General features: G+C 67.9%; 8 protein-coding genes. All 8 read right to left on the reverse strand.

What is annotated here, in order from left to right; translation table 11 throughout:
• Nucleotides 1-32: 32 nt before the first annotated feature.
• Complete coding sequence (locus F6J84_RS13560; RefSeq protein WP_150974327.1) at nucleotides 33-503, reverse strand: NUDIX hydrolase; 471 nt, start codon at nucleotides 501-503, stop codon at nucleotides 33-35.
• The gene (locus F6J84_RS13565; RefSeq protein WP_150974328.1) at nucleotides 500-1,516 is read right to left on the reverse strand and encodes an aldo/keto reductase family protein; all 1,017 of its coding nucleotides are present in this window, start codon (nucleotides 1,514-1,516) and stop codon (nucleotides 500-502) included. Before F6J84_RS13565 ends, F6J84_RS13560 begins: the two co-directional genes overlap by 4 nt.
• Nucleotides 1,517-1,541: 25 nt before the next feature.
• Entirely contained in the window at nucleotides 1,542-1,952 is a 411-nt protein-coding gene (locus tag F6J84_RS13570; protein ID WP_150974329.1) for a hypothetical protein, read from the reverse strand.
• Nucleotides 1,949-18,985, reverse strand: coding sequence for an SdrD B-like domain-containing protein (locus F6J84_RS13575; protein WP_150974330.1), 17,037 nt, complete (start codon nucleotides 18,983-18,985; stop codon nucleotides 1,949-1,951). Before F6J84_RS13575 ends, F6J84_RS13570 begins: the two co-directional genes overlap by 4 nt.
• A 310-nt stretch (nucleotides 18,986-19,295) precedes the next feature.
• Nucleotides 19,296-20,156, reverse strand: coding sequence for an ABC transporter permease (locus tag F6J84_RS13580; protein ID WP_150974331.1), 861 nt, complete (start codon nucleotides 20,154-20,156; stop codon nucleotides 19,296-19,298).
• A complete protein-coding gene (locus tag F6J84_RS13585) occupies nucleotides 20,153-21,031 on the reverse strand; it encodes an ABC transporter ATP-binding protein (protein ID WP_150974332.1) in 879 nt (292 codons plus the stop codon). Before F6J84_RS13585 ends, F6J84_RS13580 begins: the two co-directional genes overlap by 4 nt.
• A gap of 73 nt (nucleotides 21,032-21,104) precedes the next feature.
• Nucleotides 21,105-23,075, reverse strand: a complete 1,971-nt coding sequence (locus F6J84_RS13590; RefSeq protein WP_150974333.1) for an ABC1 kinase family protein — start codon at nucleotides 23,073-23,075, stop codon at nucleotides 21,105-21,107.
• A gap of 30 nt (nucleotides 23,076-23,105) precedes the next feature.
• Complete coding sequence (gene rlmN, locus F6J84_RS13595) at nucleotides 23,106-24,350, reverse strand: dual-specificity RNA methyltransferase RlmN (protein WP_150974334.1); 1,245 nt, start codon at nucleotides 24,348-24,350, stop codon at nucleotides 23,106-23,108.
• Between the last annotated feature and the right edge of the window lie 8 nt (nucleotides 24,351-24,358).

A 24,358-nucleotide genomic window follows, 5' to 3' on the forward strand; every position in this document is an offset into this window, starting at 1 on the left:
CTTGCGTATACACACTCTGGTCCGGATCACGCTCAGAGCGCGGCGATCGCCGTCCGCAGCGCGTCGAGGGCGGGCCGCTGTCCCTTCACCATCCGGTCCCGGGCGTCCTCGAGCGGCACCCATTCGACACGGTCGACCTCGGCGAAGGTCTGCGTCTTCCCGGAGCGCGGCGGCCATTCCATCTCGAACTCGCCGAACACCGGATCGTCCAGCGACACCCCAGAGCCGTCCGCGACGAACACCGTCACGCGTTTGCCCGAGGAGTACGGGAACGTGCCGATCTCCGCATACGGCGGTGGGGGCGGGTCGATCCCGAGCTCTTCGCGGAACTCGCGTACCGCGGCATCCTGTGCCGCCTCGGCGTCCGGGTCGTACTCCCCCTTCGGGATCGACCAGGCGCCGGCCTCCTTGCCCGACCAGTACGGACCGCCCATGTGCGCGATCAGCACCTCGACCTCGTCGCGGTCGAGCCGGTAGAGCAGGAGGCCGGCGCTGTGGATCATTCGCCGGGGCGACCCTTGGGCGAGACCTCGTAGGTCTTCGCCGGGTCGGTCTCCGCGACGCCGGAGAGCGCCGCGTCGATCGCCGCCATGGCGTCCGCATCCAGGCGCACGCCGGATGCCTTGACGGTGTCGTCCAGCTGCTCGGGGCGGGATGCGCCGACGAGCGCGGCGGACACGTTCGGGTTCTGCAGCACCCAGGCGATCGCGAGCTGCGGCAGGGTCAGACCGGCCTCGTCAGCCACGGGCTTCAACCGCTGCACCGCCTCGAGCACCTCGTCTTTCAGAAACCGCTTGATGAACGCCGCACCGCTCTTCTCGTCGGTCGCGCGCGAGCCGGCAGGGACGGGCCGCCCGGGCAGGTACTTGCCGCTGAGCACGCCCTGCGCCATCGGCGACCAGACGATCTGCGAGATCCCGAGTTCTGCCGAGGTCGGGATGACCTTGTCCTCGATGACGCGCCACAGCGCGGAGTACTGGGGCTGGTTGGAGACCAGCTGCACGCCGAGTCCGGTGGCGAGCCGGTGCCCCTCGCGCAACTGCTCCGCGGTCCACTCCGAGACGCCGATGTAGAGGGCCTTGCCCTGCCGGACGACGTCGGCGAACGCCTGCATCGTCTCCTCGAGCGGGGTCTCGTAGTCGTAGCGGTGCGCCTGGTACAGGTCGACGTAGTCGACGCCGAGCCGGCGGAGCGATCCGTTGATGCCCTCGAGGATGTGCTTGCGACTGAGCCCCTGATCGTTCGGGCCCATCGGACCGATCGGCCAGTACACCTTCGTGAAGATCTCGAGGGACTCGCGCCGCTGTCCCTTCAGCGCCTCGCCCAGGACCACCTCCGCGGCGGTGTTCGCATAGGTGTCGGCCGTGTCGAAGCTCGTGATGCCGAGGTCGAGCGCCCGGTGGACCGTGGCGATCGCCGCGTCGTTCTCGACCTGGGACGCGTGCGTCACCCAGTTGCCGAACGTGATCTCCGAAACCTTGAACCCGCTGTTGCCGAGATGGCGATAGTTGACCATGCGCCCACGCTATCCCGGGCCGGGGTCATTCCTGCTCGGGGATGCCGTCCACGATGAGGTGGAGCGGCGCGTCCGTGAGCTCGATGACGTACTCCCCCGGGACGAAGGTGTCGAGTCCATCGAGGAACGCGCGGATCGTCGCACTGTCCGCGTGATCGGCGACCGTCAGGACGACCTCATCGATGGCAGCGTTCACCGGGAGGTAGGCGTAGACGGCGCCCGCTTCCTCCCGCACCGCCACGTTGGTGGTGTACTCCACCCCGGCCACTTCCACGACGTGCACGTCCGGCGACCGTGGCCAGAGCTGGGCTACGACGACCACGGCCGCCAGCAGCACCGCTCCGGCCCCGATCGCCCACGCCTTCCGCGCGATGCCGGCCCTCCGCGATGTCCGCTGCGCCTTACGGGAGAGGGGCGAGGGCTCCGTCGTCGTCACGTCGCCGTCTCCTCTGCGCGCTTGCGCCGCCGCTGGATCCGCACCAGAAGGATGCCGAGGACGATGAGGGTCATCCCCGGGACGACGACCCACAGCATGAGCCCGGTACCCGTGATCGCGAGCGGGATGGCGACGAAGGCGAAGTCCAGCGTCCGGTCTGCGCGGGTGGCGGACATGATCACCTTTCCGTCGGCGTCCACCGTGACGATGTCCGCGACCACGGAGACCGTGCGCGCGCCGTCCAGCGTGGCGGTCACGCCCGCGCCGGCGCTCAGCCGGTGTCCGGGCGGCACCGCCACGGTCGTCCGGTACTCGCGGGGCAGCAGGTATCCGTCCGAGGTCACGTCGTAGTCCGCGGGCGCCACGGTGAACGCATAGCGCCCGTGGGCGTCCGTCGTGCGCGTGGACGCCCCGGTGGCGTCCGGCACGATGGTCCACTCGCCGCCGACCCGCTCCCACAGGGTGACGGTGCGGCCGGCCATCGGCGCTTCACCGTCCTGCCGTTCGCCGTCCTCCGTGCTGTCCGTCCAGATCGTCCCGCCGATGGCGACGAGGTGATCGTGGGCCTTCAGGCCCATGTCCATCTGCGTGTCATCGCGCACGGTGGTCAGGTCCGCCCGCTCACCGTCGTGATCGACGATGGAGAAGGTGCGACTGATCCCCGTATGGATATCGCCGAACTCCGGGACGGGTGCCGTGATGTCGCTGTCGATCAGCGGATCGTCGCCGACGTTCGGGGGTGACCACTGCTGCCAGGCTTCGCGCTCGGCAGACACCAGGTACTCCCGGGGTCGCAGGAAGTCCGGCTGGGTCTCGTCGTAGTACAGAGGACTGACCCGGAAGCGGTATTCTCCCGCGGCGCTCGTCATCGCCGTGACACGTCCGTCGAGATCCTCGGAGCGGACCCACTCACCGTCGACCCGCTCCCATAGGACGACCTCGCGACCTGCGTCGACCTGCTCGTCGAGGCCACGCTGTCCGTCGCCGTCCTCGTCCTCCCAGACGACACCGCCGATGAGCACCGAATCCGCGTACACGGTGAAACCGGCGTCCACGGTGAGCACGTCGCGTGCGGTGCCCAGCACGATCTCCTCGACACCGGTATTCACATCGGCTGCCGTATCGATCAGCGTGACCGGGTCGGAGATCACCGTGCTGGAGGGCCGGAGCAGCGGGATCCCCGGCGCGACCACGGGCCCGCCCTCATCCGAGAGGTCGGCGTACGCGAACACGGCGTTGACCTGAACGAGTCGCATGCGCGCGGGCGCGTCGATGAGCACGCGGTATCGCCACGGCTGGCGGTAGGACGTCGATGACTTGTCGAGGTCTGCCGCCTCCACGACGAACTCGTACCCGCCATCCGCATCGGTGACGGCGGCAGACCGGCCGTCCTCGCCTTCGTGCACCACCCACAGTCCGGTGCCCGGGTCGAGCCGGTAGAGCTGCACGGGCAGACCGGGGATCCCGGGCTCCCCGGCATCCTGCACTCCGTCGCCGTCGCGGTCCTCATAGACGGTGTCGCCCAGGAGGCGCACGGAATCGTGCAGGATCACGCCGCCGTCGATGTCCTGCACGCTCGCGACGGTGTCGAACAGCGCGGAGCCGTTGCCGTCGGCCTGGACCAGCGTCACCGGTTCCCGGGCTACGGCGGCGTGCCGGACGTCGGCCGATGGTGTCGCCGCGCTGTACGCATAGACCTGCGAGGCACCCGCGCCGAGCGGCACGAACGCCGAGTTCACGGCGTCGTCACCGCCGACTCGGTACGAGGTCAGGGTCTGCCGGGACGACAGGGTGAACTCGATCACGTACTCGTGCGGATGCGTGTACGTCGGGCTCGCTGGGTCGGTCTCGGCCACTTCCGCCACGAACGCATAGTCTCCGTCCGCGGCGGTCTGCGTCGTCGCGACCCGGACGAGTTCCCCGCCCGACAAACGGTACAGCGCGACCGGCACATCGGCGACACCGGGCTCTCCGGGATCCTGCACCCCGTTCCCGTCCTCGTCATGCCAGATCCGGTCGCCGATCGTCGCCGTCGTCTCCTGCGGCACGAGGCCGAGGTCCACGTTCGTCGCCGGCACGCCCCTCCGGGTGTCCGTCGGCAGCAGTGCGTCGTCCACCGGGGCGCCGAGGACGTAACTGTCCGATACCGCCGTGTACACGGTTCCACGACTCCGCTTGCGATAGTCACTGTCGATGGCATCGTCATCGCGAACCCCGTGTGCGGTTACCTCCATCCACAGGGGGATCTCCGTGACCACCACACGGTATCGATATGGCTTCCCCTGCACGTCGTCATAGATGCGCAGGTTCTCGAACGTGTACGCGTTCACATCGACCAATCGCATCACCGTCCCGGGTGTCCCATCGCCCGGAGCGATCATGACTCCGTCCGCGTCCTGGAGCGCGTCCGTCCACAGGCCACCGGACCTGACCTGCAGAGTCGCCGTGTAACGGCTCTCGGCGAGTTCGTCACCGGTCTTCGTTCCGTCTGCCCGCTCGTCGACGAAGATCTCGCCGGACAGCGAGGACAGGTCATGCGCCATCAGACCCAGGTCGATCGTGTCGTCGTCCTTCCCCCACGGCCTGCCGTCGTTGTACCGGAGGATGGAGAGCAGGCTGTCGCCCACTTCGCGGCCACGGTGCATGGTGCCGTTCAGGAAGAAGTCGGAGTCGCGCTCGGCGTCCGCCCGGTGCTCCGGCGCGAACGTGTACCCCGGCGCGAGCTCGTCCACCACCACCTGGTATCGCAGCTCGACGGCATGCCGCTGCCCGCCCGAACGGACGTAACGCACACTCGGGACATCCGTGAACGAGTAGTGCCCAGCGGAGTCCGAGATCGTGGTGCGATCGAAAGCGGAGTTCACCACCCACTCCCCGCGGACTTGCTCGTACTGCTGCAGGCGCAACGTCTGGTCCGGGATACCCGGCTCGTCCGGATCCTGGATGCCGTCACGGCTGAGGTCGTGCCACACGCGATCGCCGATCGTGGCGAGGTGCCCGCGGTCCTCGAGGCCCATGTCCATCTCCGTGTCGTCACGGAAGCTCGCCACGTCGACCCGCCCGTCGATCACGTCCGCGATCACGAACGGCTCGGTGTAGCCGCGGTGCCGCGGCCCCGCCTCGGGCTCGTCGCTGGTCACGTCGCTGTCCACGGTGCGGTCGTCGCCGACGCGCGCGGGAGACCACTCCTGGTGGCTGTGGCGGTCGCTGGTGGCACGGTACTCCCGCGGCTGCAGGAAAAGCGGGTGACTCTCGTCGTAGTGCGTCGGGCTCACGCGGAAGGAGTACCGGCCGTCGTCACCGCTGATGCTGCTGCTGCGGCCGTCCAGGTCTTCGGCCTCGACCCATTCGCCGTCGATCCGCTCCCAGAGCGTCACCGTCTGACCGGCGATGCTCTGCTCGTCCTCGTCCTGCAGCCCGTCGGCGTCCTCGTCCTCCCAGACACGACCGCCGACGACGACCGCGGGCTCCACGAGACCCAGGTCGACGTCCTCGTGGGTGAGCGCTGTGCGGGTGTCGATCGGCCGCAGGTGCCCCTCGACCTCTTCGGCCAGCACGTAGCTGTCCGATACCGCGGTGAACGTCCCCTCGCGTGAGACCTCGACGAAGTCGCTGTCCACCTCGTCGGCACCGGCGCCGTGCGCGGTGAGCGGCAGCCACAGCGGGATCTCCGTCACCACGACGCGGTACTGGTTCAGCGCCTTCGCGGCCTCGTCGTAGGTCTGCAGATCCTCGAAGCGGTACTGGTTCACGCCCACCTGGGATGCGACGTCAGCCCATTCGGTGCCGTCGATGCTGACCTGCAGCGTCGCCGTGTACCGCTCTGCCGCGAGGTCGTCGCCGGTCTTGATGCCGTCCGGCTGCGCGTCGATGAACACCTCGCCTGCGATGACGCCGGTCGCGTGCGCGATCAGGCCGAGGTCGACCGTGTTGTCGTCGACGGCGATCATGACCTCACCGTCCTTCTCAGCCAGCGAGATGAGGTGGTCGCCGACGGCACCCTCGTGCATCGTGCCGTTCATGAAGAAGTCCGAGTCGTTCTGAGCGTCCTCTCCCCGGTGGGCCGGAGCGAGGGTGTAGCCCGGGGCGAGCTCCTTCACGACCACCTGGTAGCGGTACTCGGTGGCATCCCTGTCTTCGCCGGGGTAGGCAGCGACGTCGGTGAAGAAGTAGTAGCCGTCCTCACCGGAGGTCGTTTCGACCGGTGTGCCGTTGAGCACCCACTTCTCCCCCTGGAGCGTGTACTGCTCGAGCTCGAGGGTCTGGCCGGCGATGCCCGGCTCTCCGGCATCCTGGATGCCGTTGCGGTTCCGGTCGTCCCACACGCGGTTTCCGATGGCGGCCGTCTTACTGCCTCCGTAGAACCCGGCGTTGAGGGCAAGACGGGCGGCGAAGCCGGACGCGTGGAGGCTCTCGAGGTCGAAGGCGAACTCGTTCGTCCGCACCACGCGTTCCCCCGTGTCGCGCTTCTGGACGAATGCATCATTGTCGTCGGCGCGCGCGAAGGGGTCGAACGTCGTCAGGATCGGCGTGACGGGCATATCGATGTCGTAGGTTCCGGCGGGATGCGTGACCTGCACGAAGTAACCGCCCGCACGAGGCAGCACGGTGAAGAGGTAGCGGCCGTACGCGGCCGAGACCTGCTCGATCTTCCGGCCGTTGATGTCGGTCACGGTCTCGCCGGCCGCGTCCTTCAGCGTCACCGTGTAGCCTTCGAGGCCATCCTCGCCGGCGTCCCGCACGCCGTCGCGGTCGACGTCGTTCCAGACGACGCCGCCGAAGTCGAGCAGCGGCCCGACCCCGATGTCGAAGCCCATACGGATCTCATCGACGGTCTCCTCGGTGATCGCCTCGACCGAGGTGAGGGCGACCAGGGCGCCGGTGTCGTTCGCAGCCGGGATGTCCGCGGGGACGCCCGGCTCGTAGACCGTCACGCCGGCGCCGGAGATGAGCTCCTGCGTCGTGACGGAGAAGCGGTCGTAATCCTTCTTCGGGAACTCGAACATCACGCGGTACTCGCCGGGAGCGATGTTGGAGAACACGTAGTAGCCCGCGTTGCCGTGGATGTCCGTGCGCGTCGTCGTGACGAGGGCGCCCGGCGACGCCGTGGTCTGGCCCAGATCGTCGGTCACGACGTCACCGGTCTCGTCGTCGACGACGACCCAGCTCCCGTCCTTCTTCTGCACCACCGAGTTGCCGGCGGCATCCACCAGACGGCCGTTCGGGGACAGCAGGGTGACCCGCACACCGTCGATGCCGGGATCGTCGATCGTCCCGTCGAAGTCGATGTCCTTCGTCGGCTTCAGCAGCGCACGGCCGTTGCCGTCGACGTCGAGCTCACCCTCGTCCTGCTTCGCGTTGTAGTTCGCGTCGTGCCAGACGTAGTTGCCGATCGACACGGAGCCGGCACGCTCGGTCACGTACGTACCGGCGTTGTTGGACTCCTGCGGCTTGAAGCCGGTCGTGCGCTGCGTTCCGACGAACGAGTTCCACTGCACGACGTCCTCGGGCTTCCCCTCGGCCTGCCAGGTCTCCAGGAAGACCGGCGCATTGAGCGGTGACCGCATGTCGTACGTCAGCGTCAGCTTGGACTGACCGGGAAGTGCTGCGTCCTTGCTGTTGAACAGCGTCAGGAGAGTGCGGACGTCGGAGAGCAGCGCGGGCTTTGTCGTGAGGGCCGCCTTGAACTGTGCGAGCGTGACGAAGTGGGCGTCGCGCACCGCCGACGCGGTTCCCGGGGTGCCGAGCGAGTCGTAGAACGCCTCGGTGCCGGCTTCGGAGTTCGCGATCATCTCAGCGGGGACGACCTGGCCGTCCTGCATCGTGAACGGCCCGACGTAGAGCGTGTAGTCACTCGCGGTGTAAACCGTGGTCCTGTTCTTCTCGGGTTCGCAGTCTTCGGCCGGCTCGGGTTCGCAGTCTTCGACCGGCTCGGGTGCGCTGTCCACGCTGAGCGTGACGCTGTCGAGGTCGAGCAGCGACGAGCCCATCGAGTTGCGCGCGGTGTTCGCGTTCATGATCGCGGTGTCACCGGCGTGCGGAAGGACGTCGTACATGATCGGGTACGGGTAGGGAGCGTCACCCGCCTCCTTGGTGTTGTCCAAGGACAGCTGGTAGGTGAAGCTGCCGCCCTCGCGGACCGGCGTGCTCTGCGGCCACACCGTGCCGGCACGATTGAGGTCCGAGGAAGCGACTTTGCGCTTGCCGAAGTTGTCGTACGTCTCGTACTCGAACAGCACACGTTCCGCGAAGACCAGACGGTCGTTGAGCAGACCGTTGCCGTCGAGGTCGTGACGGTCGGTCATGTAACCGAGACGGTTGCCGCCGTTCTGATGCGAGTTCAGCGGCTGCACCAGACCGGTGCTGTTGGTCACGTACACCTTGGACTTGAGATCGTCCGACTGGGCGCCCGGGGTGTAGGCGTCGATCTTGCCGATGAAGTCGATCACGATCTTGTCGCCGGGGTAGATCTTGCCCTGGAACCACACCGTCACCACGTTGCGGTCCGTTCCGGTCCAGGACCCCGTGTGGATGCCGGTGTGCGTGAGGTACGAGTCGGCGCTCGCCTCCGACCCGTCGGCCCGGACGAGCTTCCACGTCCAGAGGTAGGCGTCCGCATCGGTCAGCGAATACCGCGAACGGTGGTCGTCACTGAGCGGGTGGTCCGCGTCGACGTCGCTGGAGGGCACGTAGGTGAAGCCCGTCCCGGCGGCCATCACTGCGGGCAGCTCGAACGTGATCGTCGGGTCTATGAGGGTGTCCTCGGCGTAGGTGTCGCCCTCGGTGTCGGGATCCCACATCGTCTCGTCGGCGTTCACGACCTCGCCGTGGAACTTCAGATGGGGTGACACGTCGGGATTGATGGCCGTGTTGTCCGACCAGCCGTAGCGCTCTTCGATCGGCCGGGTCCCGTCCGAGCGGAAGTAGAGGGCGTCATGGAAGACGTTCACGACCGGTCGCGACGGCGTCAGGTAGGAGCGCACGTCGCTCTGATCGAGCGGCATCATCGCATCGGCGACGTAGTTGCCCCACATCTGGACGGTGTCGTAGATGAACATCGTGGCCTTGCGGGCGGATGCCGCGTGCATCCCGATCTTCATCGCGTTGTCGGTGATGGCCGGGGGGTACTCCGTGACGCTCCGGTTGTCCGGGTCCGTCTCGGTAACCTCCTGCGCACCCGCAGCGGCGGCGTCCGCGTCGACGGCGAGACGGGTGCCGCGGGGAACCAGGAAGTCGGCGTCGAGCGAGCGGACGACGACGCGCACCTTGCGCTGGCCGAGGCGATCGGCGGCGGGGACGTCGAACGTCGTGTTCGTCAGGATGCTGCTCCTGCCCAGCGACACCCACTCGCCGTCCTCGTAGCCGGCCTCGGCGGTCTCCGTGGAGATGTACACCTCGGTCTCGAACACCTCGTCGACGGTCTTGCCGACGACCTCGAGGCGCTGCAGCGTCTCGGCCGGCAGCTCCCACGTACCGCTGGTCACATACAGCAGCGTGGTGTCCATCTCGTCCACGCTGACCTGTGTCTCCGGGTCGTGGGACTCGTGGGTCGGCAGGGTGTGCTCGAAGCTCATCTGCTTCAGTCCCGAGCCGGTGTTCTTCGCGTACGTCACCAGGTACTCGATGGTGTCGCTGGAGTTGAAATACGGGTCACCGGTCAGCCCGTTCGAGTACAGCAGACGCGGCCGGGTGGTGTTCACCCGCACCTCACCCCGGGGCTTGATGATCTCGATCTCGGCGTCGTCCTGGGCGAAGTGGCCGGCTCGCTCCCCGTCGCCGTCCACGTCGGCTCCCGCGGTGGCCTCCACCACGGCCGTCTCGTAGTTCATCGCGGTCACGTCCTGAACGATGAAGTCGTCCCGGCGCTGGTCACCATCGATGAGGTCCGTGTCGTCTGCGACGACGGACACGTACGAGTCGATCGTGAGCGAGGCGTCCTTCCAGGTCGGCGCGTCCCTGTCCTCGTCGGTGTCGTGGCCGTCTACGAGTTGCATCTGGTGGCGCAGCGTGACGTTCTCCCCGGTGGCGAGTCTGCCGCGGGTGCCGTTCTCGCCGGCCGGCGTGGTCACGAGCCACTGGATGAGCTGGCGCTCCCCCGCTCCGTCGCGCTCGTCCGACGTGAGCGCCCGCACGGTGTACCCGCGTGCCTCGAACGCAGCGCGGTGGAGCACCTCGCCGTCGACGACGAGCACCGGGTCACCGACGCGCTGCGCGTACGTGGTGATGTGGTCGCTCACGACGAAACGCGAGTTGTGCACGTCGCCGGCGGCCTTGATCCGGTCGTAGGGATTCGAGTGCGTTGCGGGACGGTTCTCGATATCGGTCGACACCCAGAACTTGCCGGCGGAATCCACCAGTTGCGTCTCCACGAACGTGCCGTCCGCGTACAGGCCGGCCTTGGTCGTGTTCACGATCGTCGGCTGGCGAAGCACGAGGCGGGTGCCGCCGTAGGCGCCGTTGTCGGTCGCCGCTGCGGACACCACGTCCGGGAGCAGGGTGGCGGCATCCACCTTCCATTCGCCGCCGTCGCGGAGCGCGATCCGGTCGCCCTGCGAGTACGTCTGCGTCGCGGAGATGAGCCGTTCGGTGACCTTCTGGACGCCCATGTTCGACGACCAGGTGCTGGTCGAGTCGAGACGCCGACTGTCCGCGGGCGCCCCCGAGGGCACCGAGCCGGTCGGCTTCGCGGCGACGACGACGGCCTTGAACGAGGGCCGCTCGCTGTTAGCCAGCGTGATGATCTGCTGGTACTTCGACGCGTCGGCCGCATCGGGCACGTCGATGACGCGGACGCGCGGTGAAACGGTCAGCGACTGTCCGAAGGCGATCTCGTGCAGGGCGCGCGTGGCGGCGGCGGAGTCCTTCGCCGTGAAGTGCAGCACGTAGCGCTCGTCCTGCCCGTCCTCGACGCGCTCGACCTCGACGTTCAGGTGCTCGCCCACGTCGGCGACCGGGGTCGACGACCTGTACGTCACGTCGCTGATGTGCGCCGTGAAGGCGACCTTCTGGTGATCCGCGACGTCCTCCGAGTAGCGGGCCGCCTCGCCGCTCTCCAGCACGGGAACGATGCCGTAGGGCAGCGTCACCGTCACCGTCGGGTCGAACCAGGCGCCTCGGGCGCCACCGGTGGTCTGTGGCTGCTGGGTGTAGCGGTCGTTGGTGTAGCCGGCCCCGGCGAAGTAGTCGTCGTGGGCTTCCACCTGCTGGTTCTCGACGGTGGCGTGCACGGAGAACTCCTCGTAGAGGTCCACCGTGAGATTCTGCAGCGACACGTCGAAGCCGGGCGCGTAGGCATCCTTCTCGACGTTGCTCCAGACGCGCAGGGTCGGCGCGCGCATGGCGATGTGATCGCCGTTCACGATCGCCGGCTTCTCGTCGACGGCCACGGTGGTGCCCTGCGAGTTGATGCCGCTGATGTACATGCCGTACGGCTCCATCGAGAAGTACGACGTGTAGCTGCTGTACGTGTAGCTCAGGTCGAGCAGGTCGAAGCCCTGCTTCATACCGTCGTTGGGGAACTCGTTCGGGTTCCACACGTGCGGGGCGCGGTCGAGTGCCCCGTAGCGGGCATCGTAGACGGCGAGGTACTCCTCCTCGTCGATGGTGGTGACCGTCAGCTGGTCGTACCAGAAGAACCTGCCGTCCACGAGGGTGGTCGACTCGTCTTCCACCTGCACGCGGATGTCGACGTGCTGGTACTTCGTCTTCATCGTCGACGTGGCCTGGTTGAACATGCCGCCGAGCTCACCGGCGACCTTCACCCGGATGACGTAGGGAACCGCGTCCTTCAGAGTGTCGGATCCGTGGGTACCCGCTTCCTGCTTCTGGGCGGGAGCCTTGTAGCCCTTGTCGTCGGCGGGGGTCTGCTCGACCTTGATCGTGACGCGCTCGTCGGGGATCGCGTTGCCGGCGCCGTCGTAGGCGGTGACGCCGAGCAGCTTCCCGTCCTCGTCGTACGGCGTGATGCCGACCGGCAGCACCTCGAGGTACTCGATGCCGCTCCCGATCGCGCGGTCCCCGAGGTTCGCCGAGTGCAGGCGCACCGTGAACTGCTCGTGCAGTTGCACGGCGTAGGCGTACGAATCGACCGAGTACGGGGTCAGGCCGTTGTCGGGGGCCTTGAGGGAACCGTCGAACTCATAGAAGTTCGCCGGATCCTGGCCGCTGGCCTTGCGCTCGGTGTCCGGCAGCATCTCGCTCGCGCCGTACAGCCAGGCACGGTTGAGCTGCAGGTTGTCCTGCGCCCAGAGGATCCGCTCGTCGGCCGACACGGTTCCGTCGTTCACGCGGGCGGTGCCGACGTAGGCGAAGTTGTCGTCCTCCTCGCCCGAGGTCGCGCCCTCGAACAGCCTGTTGTCGCCGCGCTCGCGCAGGTATGCCCTGTGGCTGTACATGCTGTTCGCCGAGGAATCGTAATAGGTCTCCAGCGTGGACGAGCTGGCGCCGGGGTGGCGGCGCTCGGTGTTGCTGCCGGACTGCCACGAGAACGACTGCGACAGGAACTCTTCCGAGGTCATCTCATGCCCGCGCGAGCCGGAGATACCGGCGTCGTGCAGCAGAGCCGCCATGTCCATGTCGTACTGGTGCATGTTGCCGGCGATGGGGTTGTTGCCGGAATACCAGCCCATGAACGGCGCGAAGACGGCGCGGCCGTCCTGGTAGGTCGCGTAGGGGAGGTCGTCCTCGCGGATCAGGCCCGAATACATGATCTCGATGCGCTCGCCGCGGCCGAGGTCGTCCCCGAACGTGTAGGTGAACGTCTGGAACGCGATCTCCCTCGCGTTCGCCTTGCCTGCTGCCGGCTCGACCGAGGACAGAAGGCCGTAGGCGTCGTTCTTCCGGTCGTCGACGAACTGCTGCGAGCCGCCCACATCGCGGCCCTTCACGGCGGTCACCGCGACCTCCGGCAGGGCGACGTCATCGCGCAGTCGACCGTCCCTGTCGAAGTGGCGGATGGTGAGGTCGCCCTTCGCGACCGCGGCCGCCACGTCGAGCTCGCCGTCGTGGACGTACCCGGCGAGCGGGGCGGAGATGTACTCCGGCAGCTTGTCGATGATGACCGGGTCCCGCAGGGGCGCCTTGCCGTAGCCGGTGTGGGTCGCCGCGGCCGTGTCGGCGTTGCGCGCGGTCAGCTTCACGTGCACGTCGTCGCCCGGTAGGTACGAGGTCTTGCCGACCTGGGCGGCAGAGGCATCCGTGTACTCGGCGTCCGCTTCGGCGGGCGTGTCGAAGGACTGCAGGTTGAACTCCACCACGGGGATCGCCTTGTAGATCGTCAGCGTGCTGTCGTTGACGACCTTGTACGAGGCCACCGCGGGGTTGTCGTCCCGGGAGCCGTCGTGGTGGGTCAGGACGAGCTGGGCGCGCGAGGTGATCTGCGAGCTCTTCGTGGTCGCACCCCCGTAGGGCTGCCAGTGACCCTTACCGTCGATGGTGAAGTCCGGCATCCGGAACTCGCCACCGTCGGCGCCGCGAGCCGGCACGATCCCGTAGTCGACGCGGATCTGGTTCACCTCAGCGAGGTCGTGTGCGTCCTCGTCGTACGCGACCCAGTCGTCCCCGACGCGGATCAGCACCCGGGGCTCGTCGAATTCGCCCTCGAAGTCCGCGGGGTACGTCGGCTCCGGGAGCCGGGTCAGCTGGAATCCGCGGGCACGGGTGTCGAGCGTGATGTCGAGCGTCGCGTTGGTGTTGCTGTGGACGATCTCGTTGCTGATCTTCCGGATGTGGAGCTTCACGCGCGAGCCGGACAGGCTCTCGTCGGTGAACTCGCCGGCGGCGATCAGGGCGTTGGGGTTCGTGAAGACGTAGGAGGTGTGCACGCGCGCCAGGTGCTCCTGGGTGCCGTCACCGTCGTAGTCGCCCGTGGCCGAGGTCGCGCCGGAGACACCGCCCCCGCCGGTACTGGAGACGACGTAGTTCTGGATGTGGTGCTGGTAGCCGGGGCGGCTGTAGGAGTACGGCTGGACGCTCTTGTACTGGGTGTCGCCGAGTTGTGCGCTGTAGTCGTTGACCGCCACGTACTCGACGAGGATGAACACGGACTCCTGCGGCGCGACGGTGACGTCGGTGAAGACCACATCGGTGCGCTTCTTCCGGTCGCCGCCGCTGATCGCGTACTGGTCGTCGCTGAGCGGCACCGAGGTGCGACCGGCTGCGGCGATCACGGCGTCGAGCGCCGCGGACGTCCCCGGGGCGACGACGGTGACCTTCGCGATGTCGAGGCCCTTCGGGGCCGTGAAGTGCGCCGAGGGCTCGAAGATCGGAAGATGGGCACCGCCGACGGGCGCCGAGTTACGCAGCTCGTAGAGGACCTTGGACGTGTCCCCCACGACCATGTGGGATGCGGCGATCCGCTCGTTCGAGTCCGCGTCGAAGAGGTAGGCGGAGGACCCCTCGATCCTGCTGAGGTCCTCGTTCAGGTGCATCCCGAGCATCTCCATCTGGGTGAGGCGATGCGAGACGACAGGGGCGGCACCGTCGTAACGGCGGTAGGAGGGTGCCATGCCGCCGTTGCCGCCGCCGGCGTTGGCGGTGAACCGCTGCGGGCTCTCGAACGCGGATCCCGAGACGGTGAACGAGCTGTAATGGAGCGAGGCGGTGCTGACCTTCGCACCCTGAGTGCGGTACGAGGGCTTCGAGTCCCAGTTGTGTCCCGCTGCGGTCTCGTCGACCCAGTCGCCGGTCACGAAGACGTAGCTTCCCGCGATCATCCGTGCGGACAGGGCAGGGTCGGCTTCTCGCGCGAAGGAGCCCCACATCCGGGTGAGCGGCTGCCCCGCCCCGTCACGGGCCGCCGCGAAGGTGATGATGACGTTGCTGACGACCTGCTGCTGGAGAACCGCGGTTCCGCCGAATGTGACGGTGTGGGTGACCGTGTTCAGCGTGCCGTCCTCGAACAGGGTCCGTAGATCCAGCTCGTAGCGCCCGGTCGTCTCGTCGAGCTCGAAGCGGTCGAGTTCCACGTCGACCCTCTTCCCGCCCGGCTGGACGAGAGTGACGGTCTGGGTCTTCCAGTCACCGTCGAACACGGCGCCGGGGATCGCGACCGTCTGCGAACGGTAGCCGGCGTCCAGGGCGAGGTTCATCGTGAACCCGGTGATGTCGGCCTGCGCGGAGTTCGCCATGCCCGCCTGCACCGTGCTGGTGTTCGGGGTGATCCCGTCCACGGCGTAGTCGTAGACGGAGAGCGCGTCGAAGGACATGTCCATCGTCGCGCCCAGGGTCGGCGTCGCACCCACCAGGGTGGCCTGACTGGTGTGCATGGCGGTGCGCGCGGAGTCGTCCGGCTCGCGGTACAGCGTGGTCTTCCCGACCAGATCCTTGTTGCCGTTGACGATGCCGACGACCCTGACGTCGATCTCGCTCAGGTTCGCTCCGAGCAGGTCGCCCGTCACGCCCTTCAACTCGGCGGTGTTGTCGCCGAAGCCGTTGACCTCCTCGAAGAAGGCCTCGAAGCTCAGCGGGTGGATACCGGCGGCGCCGGCGGAGACCGCGAAGGCGCCTTCGCCGGTCTGATGGAAGCCCTCGGCGAGGCTGCCGTCGTAGACGATGCGCAGCTCGGGCTGGGTGAGGATCTGCGCACGCAGCGCGTCATCGATCGCGAGGGTCTGCGAGGTCTTGTCGTCGAAGTCGATGCGCAGCTCGGTCAGGTACTGCAGCGTGCTGGTGTTCGGCAGCACGATCTGCGTCGCCTCGAAGTTGACGTCCGCATCCTTGTTGGGATTGGCCGGGTAGGTGAAGTGGTAGCTCATCCGGTCATGGAAGGAGGCCGGATCGTAGTGGTAGAGCCACTCGTCGAACTCCGTCCAGACCGGCGAGTGGATGTCGGGGCCGTGACCGTTGTATGCGTACCACGAGGCGGTGTTGATGTTGCGGATGCTGGCGAGGTAACTGGCCTCGGATCCCATCGAAACGGTTTTGCGGCTGGTCGAAGTGGTGTCCTGCGCGCCGGTGCTCGACTGCGCGAAGGGGTATCCGACGATGGAGTGGATCGGCACCGAGGTCGCGGTGCGCGTGATCTCGGTCTTCGTGCCGATGGTGTCGACCACGGTGGCCGAGGTGAGTTTCTTGCCCTCCTCGGAGGTCTCGTAGAACCGTCCCATGTACTCGATGACGCGGCCGGTGGTGCCCTGGAGCTGCGGGGTGTCGTTCGCGCCCGTGCGCTCGAAGTCGAGCGTCAACGTGACCTTGCTCACCGGGGACTCGGGCACGACGTCCTCAGCGAATGCGTCCTTGTAGTAGCTGTGACCTTCCGCATCGACCGTGTCGTACGTCGCGTACAGGTCTGCGGCGTCCGGGTCGGCGGTCGCGATCCGCCAGAAGCTGCCCTCGCGGGTGTTGGCGGCCCAGTCCTTCGCGTCGATGGACTTCCAGAGCGTCTCCTCGCCATCGATCGTGCGATGGATGTCGATCGTCTGCAGGTACGGCTTCAGGTCGTCGCGGATCTTCATGTAGTACATGTCGAACTGCTCGGCCGGGAAGGTGACGTCGATGACCGTGGTCTGGTCGTTGTTGCGGTAGGTCTCGGTCGGACGGGTGATCGAGGTGGCGAATCCGCCGAGGGACTTGTAGCCCTGGTCGAGGGTGTAGTCCCACTTCGAACCGCAGCCGCTGTAGCCGCAGTACCACTGCCGTTCGACCCATTGGTCGTAGGCGTTGCCGGCCCCCTGCGGGCGGGTGACCTGGTTCAGGCCCTCCATCTTCACCGTGGTCTTCGCCTCGGAGATCGAGACGGTGTTGGTCGTCTTCGCGGTGCGGACGGCCTCGTCCGGCGGGACCTGCGTGCCGCTGAAGTCGGCTTCGAGCGCCTGAGATGCGCCCATTCCCAGGGTCGAGTCGTAGTCGACGACCGCGATGGTGGCGGCGGACGCGATGTTCAGTCTCTTCCCGGAGATGACGATCCTGGCGATGCCGTCGAGGTCGATGTCGCCGAGGGCGACGTCGACGTCCGCGGTGCTCTCCTCGTTGCCGTCCTCGTCGATGAAGGTGATCCTCACGTCCTCGGCTGCGCCGGTGAGGGCGTCGGTGAGGGTGATCCGGGTGGCGGTGAGGCTGCCCGGGGTCTGGGAGGGGCTGCCCGTCTCGATCGTGTAGGTGAAGGTGGCGGCGTCCACGCCGGTCGTGCCGAGCTGGTATTCGGCCTGGAACGGGGCCTCATAGGGCAGCAGGGTGGTGTTCCGGGTGCGACGGTCGCCGTAGACCCCGATGATGTCGACCACGGGCTTGAGGACGTCCTGCGGCTTCGGCTCGACGATCTCGAAGGTGGCGTCCTTCTTCGTCGTGTGCGCGACGTCGGTGTACTCCGTCGCCTGGGAGTAGTCCTCGTTGCTCGCGTAGCGTTCGTGGAACGTCGCCACGGCGGGTTGGGTGATCAGACCGGCGGTGGGCCCCGACCCGTAGACCGTGATGGTGAGCGGGAGGGTGTCGCCCGGATCGAGGCGCGGGAACAGGGCGTCGAGCAGGAGCTCACGGTTCCAGTCGAGATCCTCGAGCTCGGACACGTCGAAGGTGAGGGTGTTCTCGCCGAGGTCGCCCGTGATGGTGCCCTTCTTCTCGACCCCGTTCCTGTCCGTGTGGACGTAGCCGATGGACGCGTCCCCGAGGGAGTCGGCCATCGACTCGTCGAACTCGTAGACCACTCGGCCGGCGGTGAACTTCTCGTCGACGGTGTAGACGAGGCTCGCGTCGAAGATCGGCGCGTTCGAGGTGTTCGCGATGCCGTTGATCCGGGTGTAGGTCTCCTCGCCCTCGACGACGCTGGCCTTCTCCGGCGCGTGGGTGAAGGTGAGGGCGTAAGTGGGAACGGTGACCTCGCGAACGGCCGTGCGGGTCTTCGTCCAGTTCGCACTCTTGGCGAACAGGATGTTGGTGATGGCGGTCAGCTTGAAGTTGGTGGGCAGGTTCGGGAAGCCCTGACGGCTCATCGGGAGCGAGACCATGTACTTGCGGCTGATGCCCGGGGTCAGGCCCTGCTTCTGGTCGCCGTGCTCACGGTCGATGATGATCATGCCCGCACCGGAGTACGTGTACGGGATCTCCTCCGTGAGTTCGCTCTCGCCGTCCCAGTCGGTGACGTCGTAGATCAGGACGCCGCCCTCGCCGGGAACGCCGATGAAGCTGCCCTCCCGGTACTCGGGGTCCGCGTTCGGCACCGCCTCGCCGGTCTCGCCATAGACGAAGCGGTTGATGTCGAACGGGATGATGCCGTTGATGTGGTCGGTGGTGTCGATGTCGAACGTGACCGAGTAGCCGTCGATGTCCGAGGCGGGGTTCGTGGAGACGTTGTCGAGCGTGTAGACGTAGTCGAAGTACTGGTAGCGGTCCCACATCGGGACCGCAGTGCTGGCGCCGCCGTAGGCGTACGGCGCGATGGTGGTGTCCCACTTCAGATCGGACGAGATGACCGCGACGCGGGAGTCGTCGTCGAGCTGATTCGGGGTCTGCCAGGCCGTCCCCTCCTTCCGATCGAACATCTCATAAGAGACGAACCCGTTGATCTCGAACGCCGTTCCTTCGGGGACTCCCCCGTAGGTGCCGTTGCTGCCGTCGTTGTAGGTCGTCAGGAAGACGTCGAACGCGGGGTTCGCGCCCGCACGAAGGTCTCCGCTGTACTCGAGCACGATCGGTCCGCCCTTGACCGTCGTGTCAGAGATGACGTTCCATTCGCCGCCCGAGCTGACCCGCCCTTGGACGCCCATCGGCGTCGGCGCGGCGTCGCGGGGGACGACCTGGTATTCGCCGCCCACCAGGTCGAGGGAGGGCATGAACAGGGTCACCCGGACATCGGTCGCCTGGCCCGCGGAGTAGTTCGGGACCAGCCGGTAGTTGACCTTCGTCTCATTGCCGGAGGAGAGGATGACCGACTTCGAGGTCAGGTAGCCGGAGTCCCCCTCGCCGACCGTGCCGTTGAGGGTGATCGACGGCGTGTTCTCGGTCGCGGCGATCGCACTCGCCCCGCTGCTGATGACGTCGCCGACGACGAGGGTGAGAGCGAGCAGGCTCGCCATGAGTCCGCTGAGGAACTTTTTCACGTGGCACTCCGGGTAGCGAACGCCGACCGCGCCCGAACGTCGAGACGCAGCACGACGGGCCCGGGCGCAGGAGCGCACGGGATCGTACTGCGCGGTCGGGTCCGCGCGAGTAGGGGAATCCTGAGGGATCTCCGAGGAGGTCCCGTACGGGTGGGGGGGGTCAGTTCGTGCCCGGAGGGCGCTGGCTTCCCTCAGTGTAAATCCAGGGTCGCCTTCCGGCTGAGCGAGTGGCCGTGAATAAAGAACCGAGACGGAAATGAGACGCCCGCCGCCGACAGCCGCCGCATCCGCGGGTCGCCGGACGCGGCGTTCAGGCGTCCTTGCGGATCCAGCGGAAGGTGACCCGGGCGAGCACCAGTCCCGCGACGAGCCAGATCCCGGTCACGAGGAGGATGAGCTCGTAGTCCCACGTGCCGCTCGGGGTCATGGAGGCGAACGAGTCGGGCAGGAACACCGACTGCATCCCCTGGGCCAGCCAGCGCAGCGGGAAGACGCTCGCGACCGTCTGCAGCCAGGACGGCAGAGCCGAGAACTGGATGAAGACCCCGGAGATGAACTGCAGGACGAGCACGATCGGGATGACGACGGCCGTGGCGCTACGGCCGGAGCGCGGCAGGGAGCTCAACGCGATCCCGAGGATGGCGCAGGTGGTCACACCGAGCAGGAACACCCAGGCGAAGGTGAGCCACTTCTCCGGTTCGCTGGGGAGCTCCACGCCGAAGGCCAACGCCGCCACGGCGATGAGCAGTGCCGCCTGCAGCAACCCGGTGATCAGCACCATCCCGAGCTTGCCGATGAAGTAGGCGACGGGGCCGAGCGGCGTGCCGCCGAGCCGCTTGAGGGTCCCGTCGCTGCGCTCCATCGCGATGTCCACGGCCATGTTCTGCACGCCGGAGAGGAGCAGCCCCGCCGCGACCATCCCGGGCAGGTAGAACGCGGCCGCGCTCAGTTCGTCGCCGGGGCCGCCGAAGTTCTGGGTGCTGAAGGCGACGGAGAAGATGAGCAGCAGCACGACGGGGAACAGGAATGTGAAGAACACCGAGTCGCTCTGCCGGAAGTACGAGCGCACCTCGTAACCGATGCGGGAAGCACCCAGGCGAAGAGTGTGCGAGAGGCCGAAGGACGCCGTCCGGGCGGATGCGGCGACCGGTCGCGCGTCGGTGGCCGTCATGCGGTGGCTCCCTGCAGAGGCGTCGCGGTCTCGGCATCGGTGAGGAAGGAGAGATAGATGTCCTCGAGGCTCGGCCGGACGATCTCGAGCCGGTCCGGTTCCACCGGTCCGCGCGCGACGAGCGCGGCGACGAATTCGCCGGGCCGTTCCGTGCGCTCCTCGAACACCCTGCCGTCCTCGCGCCAGCGCACGATCGGTACGCGTGCGTCGGCGCCGCCGATCTCACCGATGGCACCGAGCGCCACGAGCCTCCCCGCGACGATGATCGCCGCGCGCTCGGCCAGTGCCGCCGCCTCGTCCAGGTAGTGCGTCGTGAGGATGATCGTGGTCCCCTCGGCCTGGAGGCCCCGGATGACATCCCAGAAGTGGCGGCGCGCCTCGGGGTCGAACCCCGTCGTGGGCTCGTCGAGGAACAGCAGCTCGGGGTTGCCGATGATGCCGAGGGCGACATCCACCCGGCGCCGCTGCCCGCCGGAGAGCTTCCGCACGCTGGTCTTCGCCTTCGCTGCGAGGCCGACGGCTTCGATCACGTCGTCGACGTTGCGCGGGTTCGGATAGAACCCGGCGAAGTGGGAGAGCAGCTCGCGCACCGTCGCGACGGGCGCCTCGCCCGTGTTCTGCAGCACGATGCCGAGCCGGGACTTCCATTCCAGCCCGCCGTGGTGGGGGTCCGAGCCCAGCACGTCGACCGTGCCGCCGCTGCGGTTCCGGTACCCCTCGAGGATCTCGATCGTGGTGCTCTTGCCGGCGCCGTTGGGCCCGAGGAGGGCGAACGTCTCCCCGCGCTGGATCTCGAAGCTCACCCCGCGGAGCGCTTCGAATCCGCCGCGATAGGTCTTGTGCAGGTCTTCGACCCGCACGACTGCGTCCGTCATGGGTTCATCCTGTCAGCCTGTTGCGCGCACCGAGCTCCGGGGGCGCGTACCGACAGGTAGTTCCCGGTTCCACTCACCGGCCGGACTGGCGGCGTGCGAACGCCTCGCGCAGGCTGCGCAGGAGCAGGAGCAGCCCGCCGAGGCCGACGAGGGAGCCGAGGAACGGGTAGAAGGGCACGTCCGGGGTGAGTTCCGGGCCCTCGACGGAGACGCCCAGGACGACCGCGGCGATCACCAGCGCGATGCCCACGAGCGTCGTGGTGAGCCGGCCCACGAGCACCTCGATCCAGGACCGCTCCCCGCTGTCCTCGAAGGCGTTCATGCGCATCGAGAACGTCCCCCCTTCGAGCTGCCGCGCCAGTGCCTCGATGCGCCGGGGCGCCCGCCGCAACTGCTCGCCCACGATGGCGGCCTCGGTTTGGGCGAGCATGACGAGCGACTCCGGTGAGACGAGACGACGCGCGAAGTGCGGCGCGCGCTCGAGCGCCCGTCCGACCATGTCGTAACCGGGCCGGATGCGCCGCAGCGACCCCTCGAGCGACGCCAGGGTGCGAAAGACCAGCAGGAGCGACGGCGGGAGGGCGAGCCGGTGGCGGCGCAGGACGTCGATGAGCGCGCGGAAGATGTTCTCGTCGCCGCGTGCGTTGTGGATGCGGGTCAGGATGACGCCGATGTCGTGCTGCAGCGAGGCCTGCTCGGCGGGGCTCAGCTCGGGGGCGGGGACGACGAGCAGCACGACATCGGTGGCGGCCACGTCGTCCTCGTTGGCCATGGCGACCAGCAGCGGCAGCAGCATCCGTCGCAGGCTCTTCTCCACCACGCCGACGGCGCCGAAGTCGATGAGGGTGATCGTGCCGTCCTCGGCGAGCTGCACGTTGCCCGGATGGAGATCGGCGTGGAAGACGCCGAGCACCGCGATCTGCTCGAACACCGCATCCAGCAGTCCGTCGGCGATCCGCGTGGCGTCCTCAGGATCGAGGGTGGAGGCGTCGAAGGTGCTCAGGGGGACGCCCGCCGCTCGCTCCTGGACGAGCATCTGCGCCGTGCTGTAGGCCGGGTAGACCGCCGGGATGCGCACGTGGGCAGACTCGGACCGGGCGACCGCGCTGCGCAGCATCTCGGTGTTCGCCGCCTCGATGCGGTAGTCCAGCTCCTCCCGGAGCGCACGGGAGAACTCCGCGGCGAGCGCCGCCGCGCCGTACTCCCGGCCCCAATCGGTGCGCCGCTCCGCATCCGCCGCGAGTCGTTCGATGATGTCGAGGTCGGTCGTCGCCTGCGCCCGTGCGTTCGGCCGCTGGATCTTGATCACGACCTCCTCGCCGGTGCGCAGCGTCGCCGCGTGCACCTGCGCGACCGAGGCGGCCGCGAGCGGGGTCTCGTCGACGTACGCGAACACCTCCTCGAGCGGCCGGTGCAGCTGGGCCTCGATCGCGGCCCTCGCCTCCGACCACGGGATGGGTGTCGTCTGCATCTGCAGCGTGGACAGCGCGGTGGTCAGCTCCGGGGGCAGCACATCGTCCCGCGAGGACAGCACCTGACCGATCTTGATGAAGGTGACGCCGGCCTCGTTCAACGCCCCGACGAGGGCACCGGGCAGGTCGTCGCCTGCTCCCGAGCGGTGCCGGCGCACGATGCCGAGACCGTGCCGGGAGGCGATCGCGAGGATCTGGGCATAACGGCGGGCCCGGTCGCGCCGCCGGAACATCTCCCGGAAGACGACGATCGGGTTGCGCATCGGCCGGGTGGGCCAGAGGAACTCCAGCGTGACGATCGCCACCACGACGACCGCGAACATCCATCCCACGGTGAGGGCGAGGAAGAGCGCGGCGAGCGCGTCGTCGACGGCGACGACCCCGCCCTCGTCGAGGACGTCGGCGGACTGCAGGGCCCACACCGCCAGCGGCGTCCCCGCCACGAACACGACGAGCCCGGTCAGGACCGAACGCACCCATCCGATCGGCGTGTCCAGGACCCGCCGGGACACCCAGGCGGCGCCTCCTGCGAAGACGATCGCAATGATCGCGTACCAGATGATCGCCGGCATCCGTCCCCCTCGGTCGGCGCGCGGGGCGCGCTAGCTGTGGTCCGAGCCTAGGGGGGTGTCGGCGGCCTGCGCCTCATCCTCGGCCGTGGCGACCAGCTGGCCGCAGGCACCGTCGATCTCCTTGCCGCGGGTGTCGCGCAGGGTGGTCGGGATGCCGGCGTCGTTGAGCCGGCGCACGAACTCCCGCTGCACGGCGGTCTCGGAGGCGGTCCAGATCGACCCGGGGGTCGGGTTCAGGGGGATGGGGTTCACGTGCACCCAGCCGCGGCCGCGGGCGTTGAGCTTCTCCGCGAGCAGGTCGGCGCGCCATCCGTGGTCGTTCATGTCCTTGATGAGGGCGTACTCGATCGAGACGCGGCGACCGGTCTTCTCGAAGTAGTTGCGGGCGGCGTCGAGGGCCTCGTCGACCTTCCAGCGCGAGTTCACCGGGATGAGCTCGTCGCGCAGGTGGTCGTCGGGGGCGTGCAGCGACAGCGCGAAGGTCACCGGGATGTCCTCCTCGGCGAGCTTGCGGATGGCGGGCACGAGACCCACGGTCGAGACCGTGATCCCTCGGGCGCTCATACCGAGACCGTGCTTCTGGTCGGTCATCACGCGGATCGCCTGCATCACCCGGGCGTAGTTCGCGAGCGGCTCGCCCATCCCCATGAAGACGATGTTGGTGACGCGCTCGTCCGGGTGCTCAGCCGGCCCCAATCCGCCGTCGCGGATGATGCGGTTGGCCCGCACGATCTGCTCGACGATCTCGGCCGCGGACATGTTCCGGGTCAGTCCCGCCTGGCCGGTCGCGCAGAAGGGGCAGTTCATGCCGCATCCGGCCTGGCTCGAGACGCAGAGCGTGATCCGGCCGGGGTAGCGCATGAGGACGGACTCGACGAGAGCGCCGTCGTGCAGCTTCCAGAGGAACTTGATCGTGTCGCCGCGGTCGGTCTTGAGGGTGCGCACTTCGGTGAGCAGCTGCGGCAGCATGCCCGCGACGAGCTCCTCGCGGCTCGCGGCCGGGAGGTCCGTCATGAGGGCGGGGTCGGACGTGTAGTGCGTGAAGTAGTGCTTCTCGAGCTGGGCGGCGCGGAAGCCGGGGAGCCCCAGCTCCTTCACCTTCTCGACGCGCTGCTCGGGGGTGAGGTCGGCGAGGTGCACGGGCGGCTTCCCGCGCTTTGGGCTCGCGAACTGCAGGAGCGGGCGGCCCTCGGTGTCCTTCTTCTGCGACCAGCCCTCGGTCGCCGGGCGCACCTGGCGGGGCGTGGTGGCGCGCACGGGAGAGGCTTCGGTCATGCTTCCAG

The sequence above is a fragment of the Microbacterium caowuchunii genome (genome assembly GCF_008727755.1).
In the GTDB taxonomy this organism is placed as follows: domain Bacteria; phylum Actinomycetota; class Actinomycetes; order Actinomycetales; family Microbacteriaceae; genus Microbacterium; species Microbacterium caowuchunii.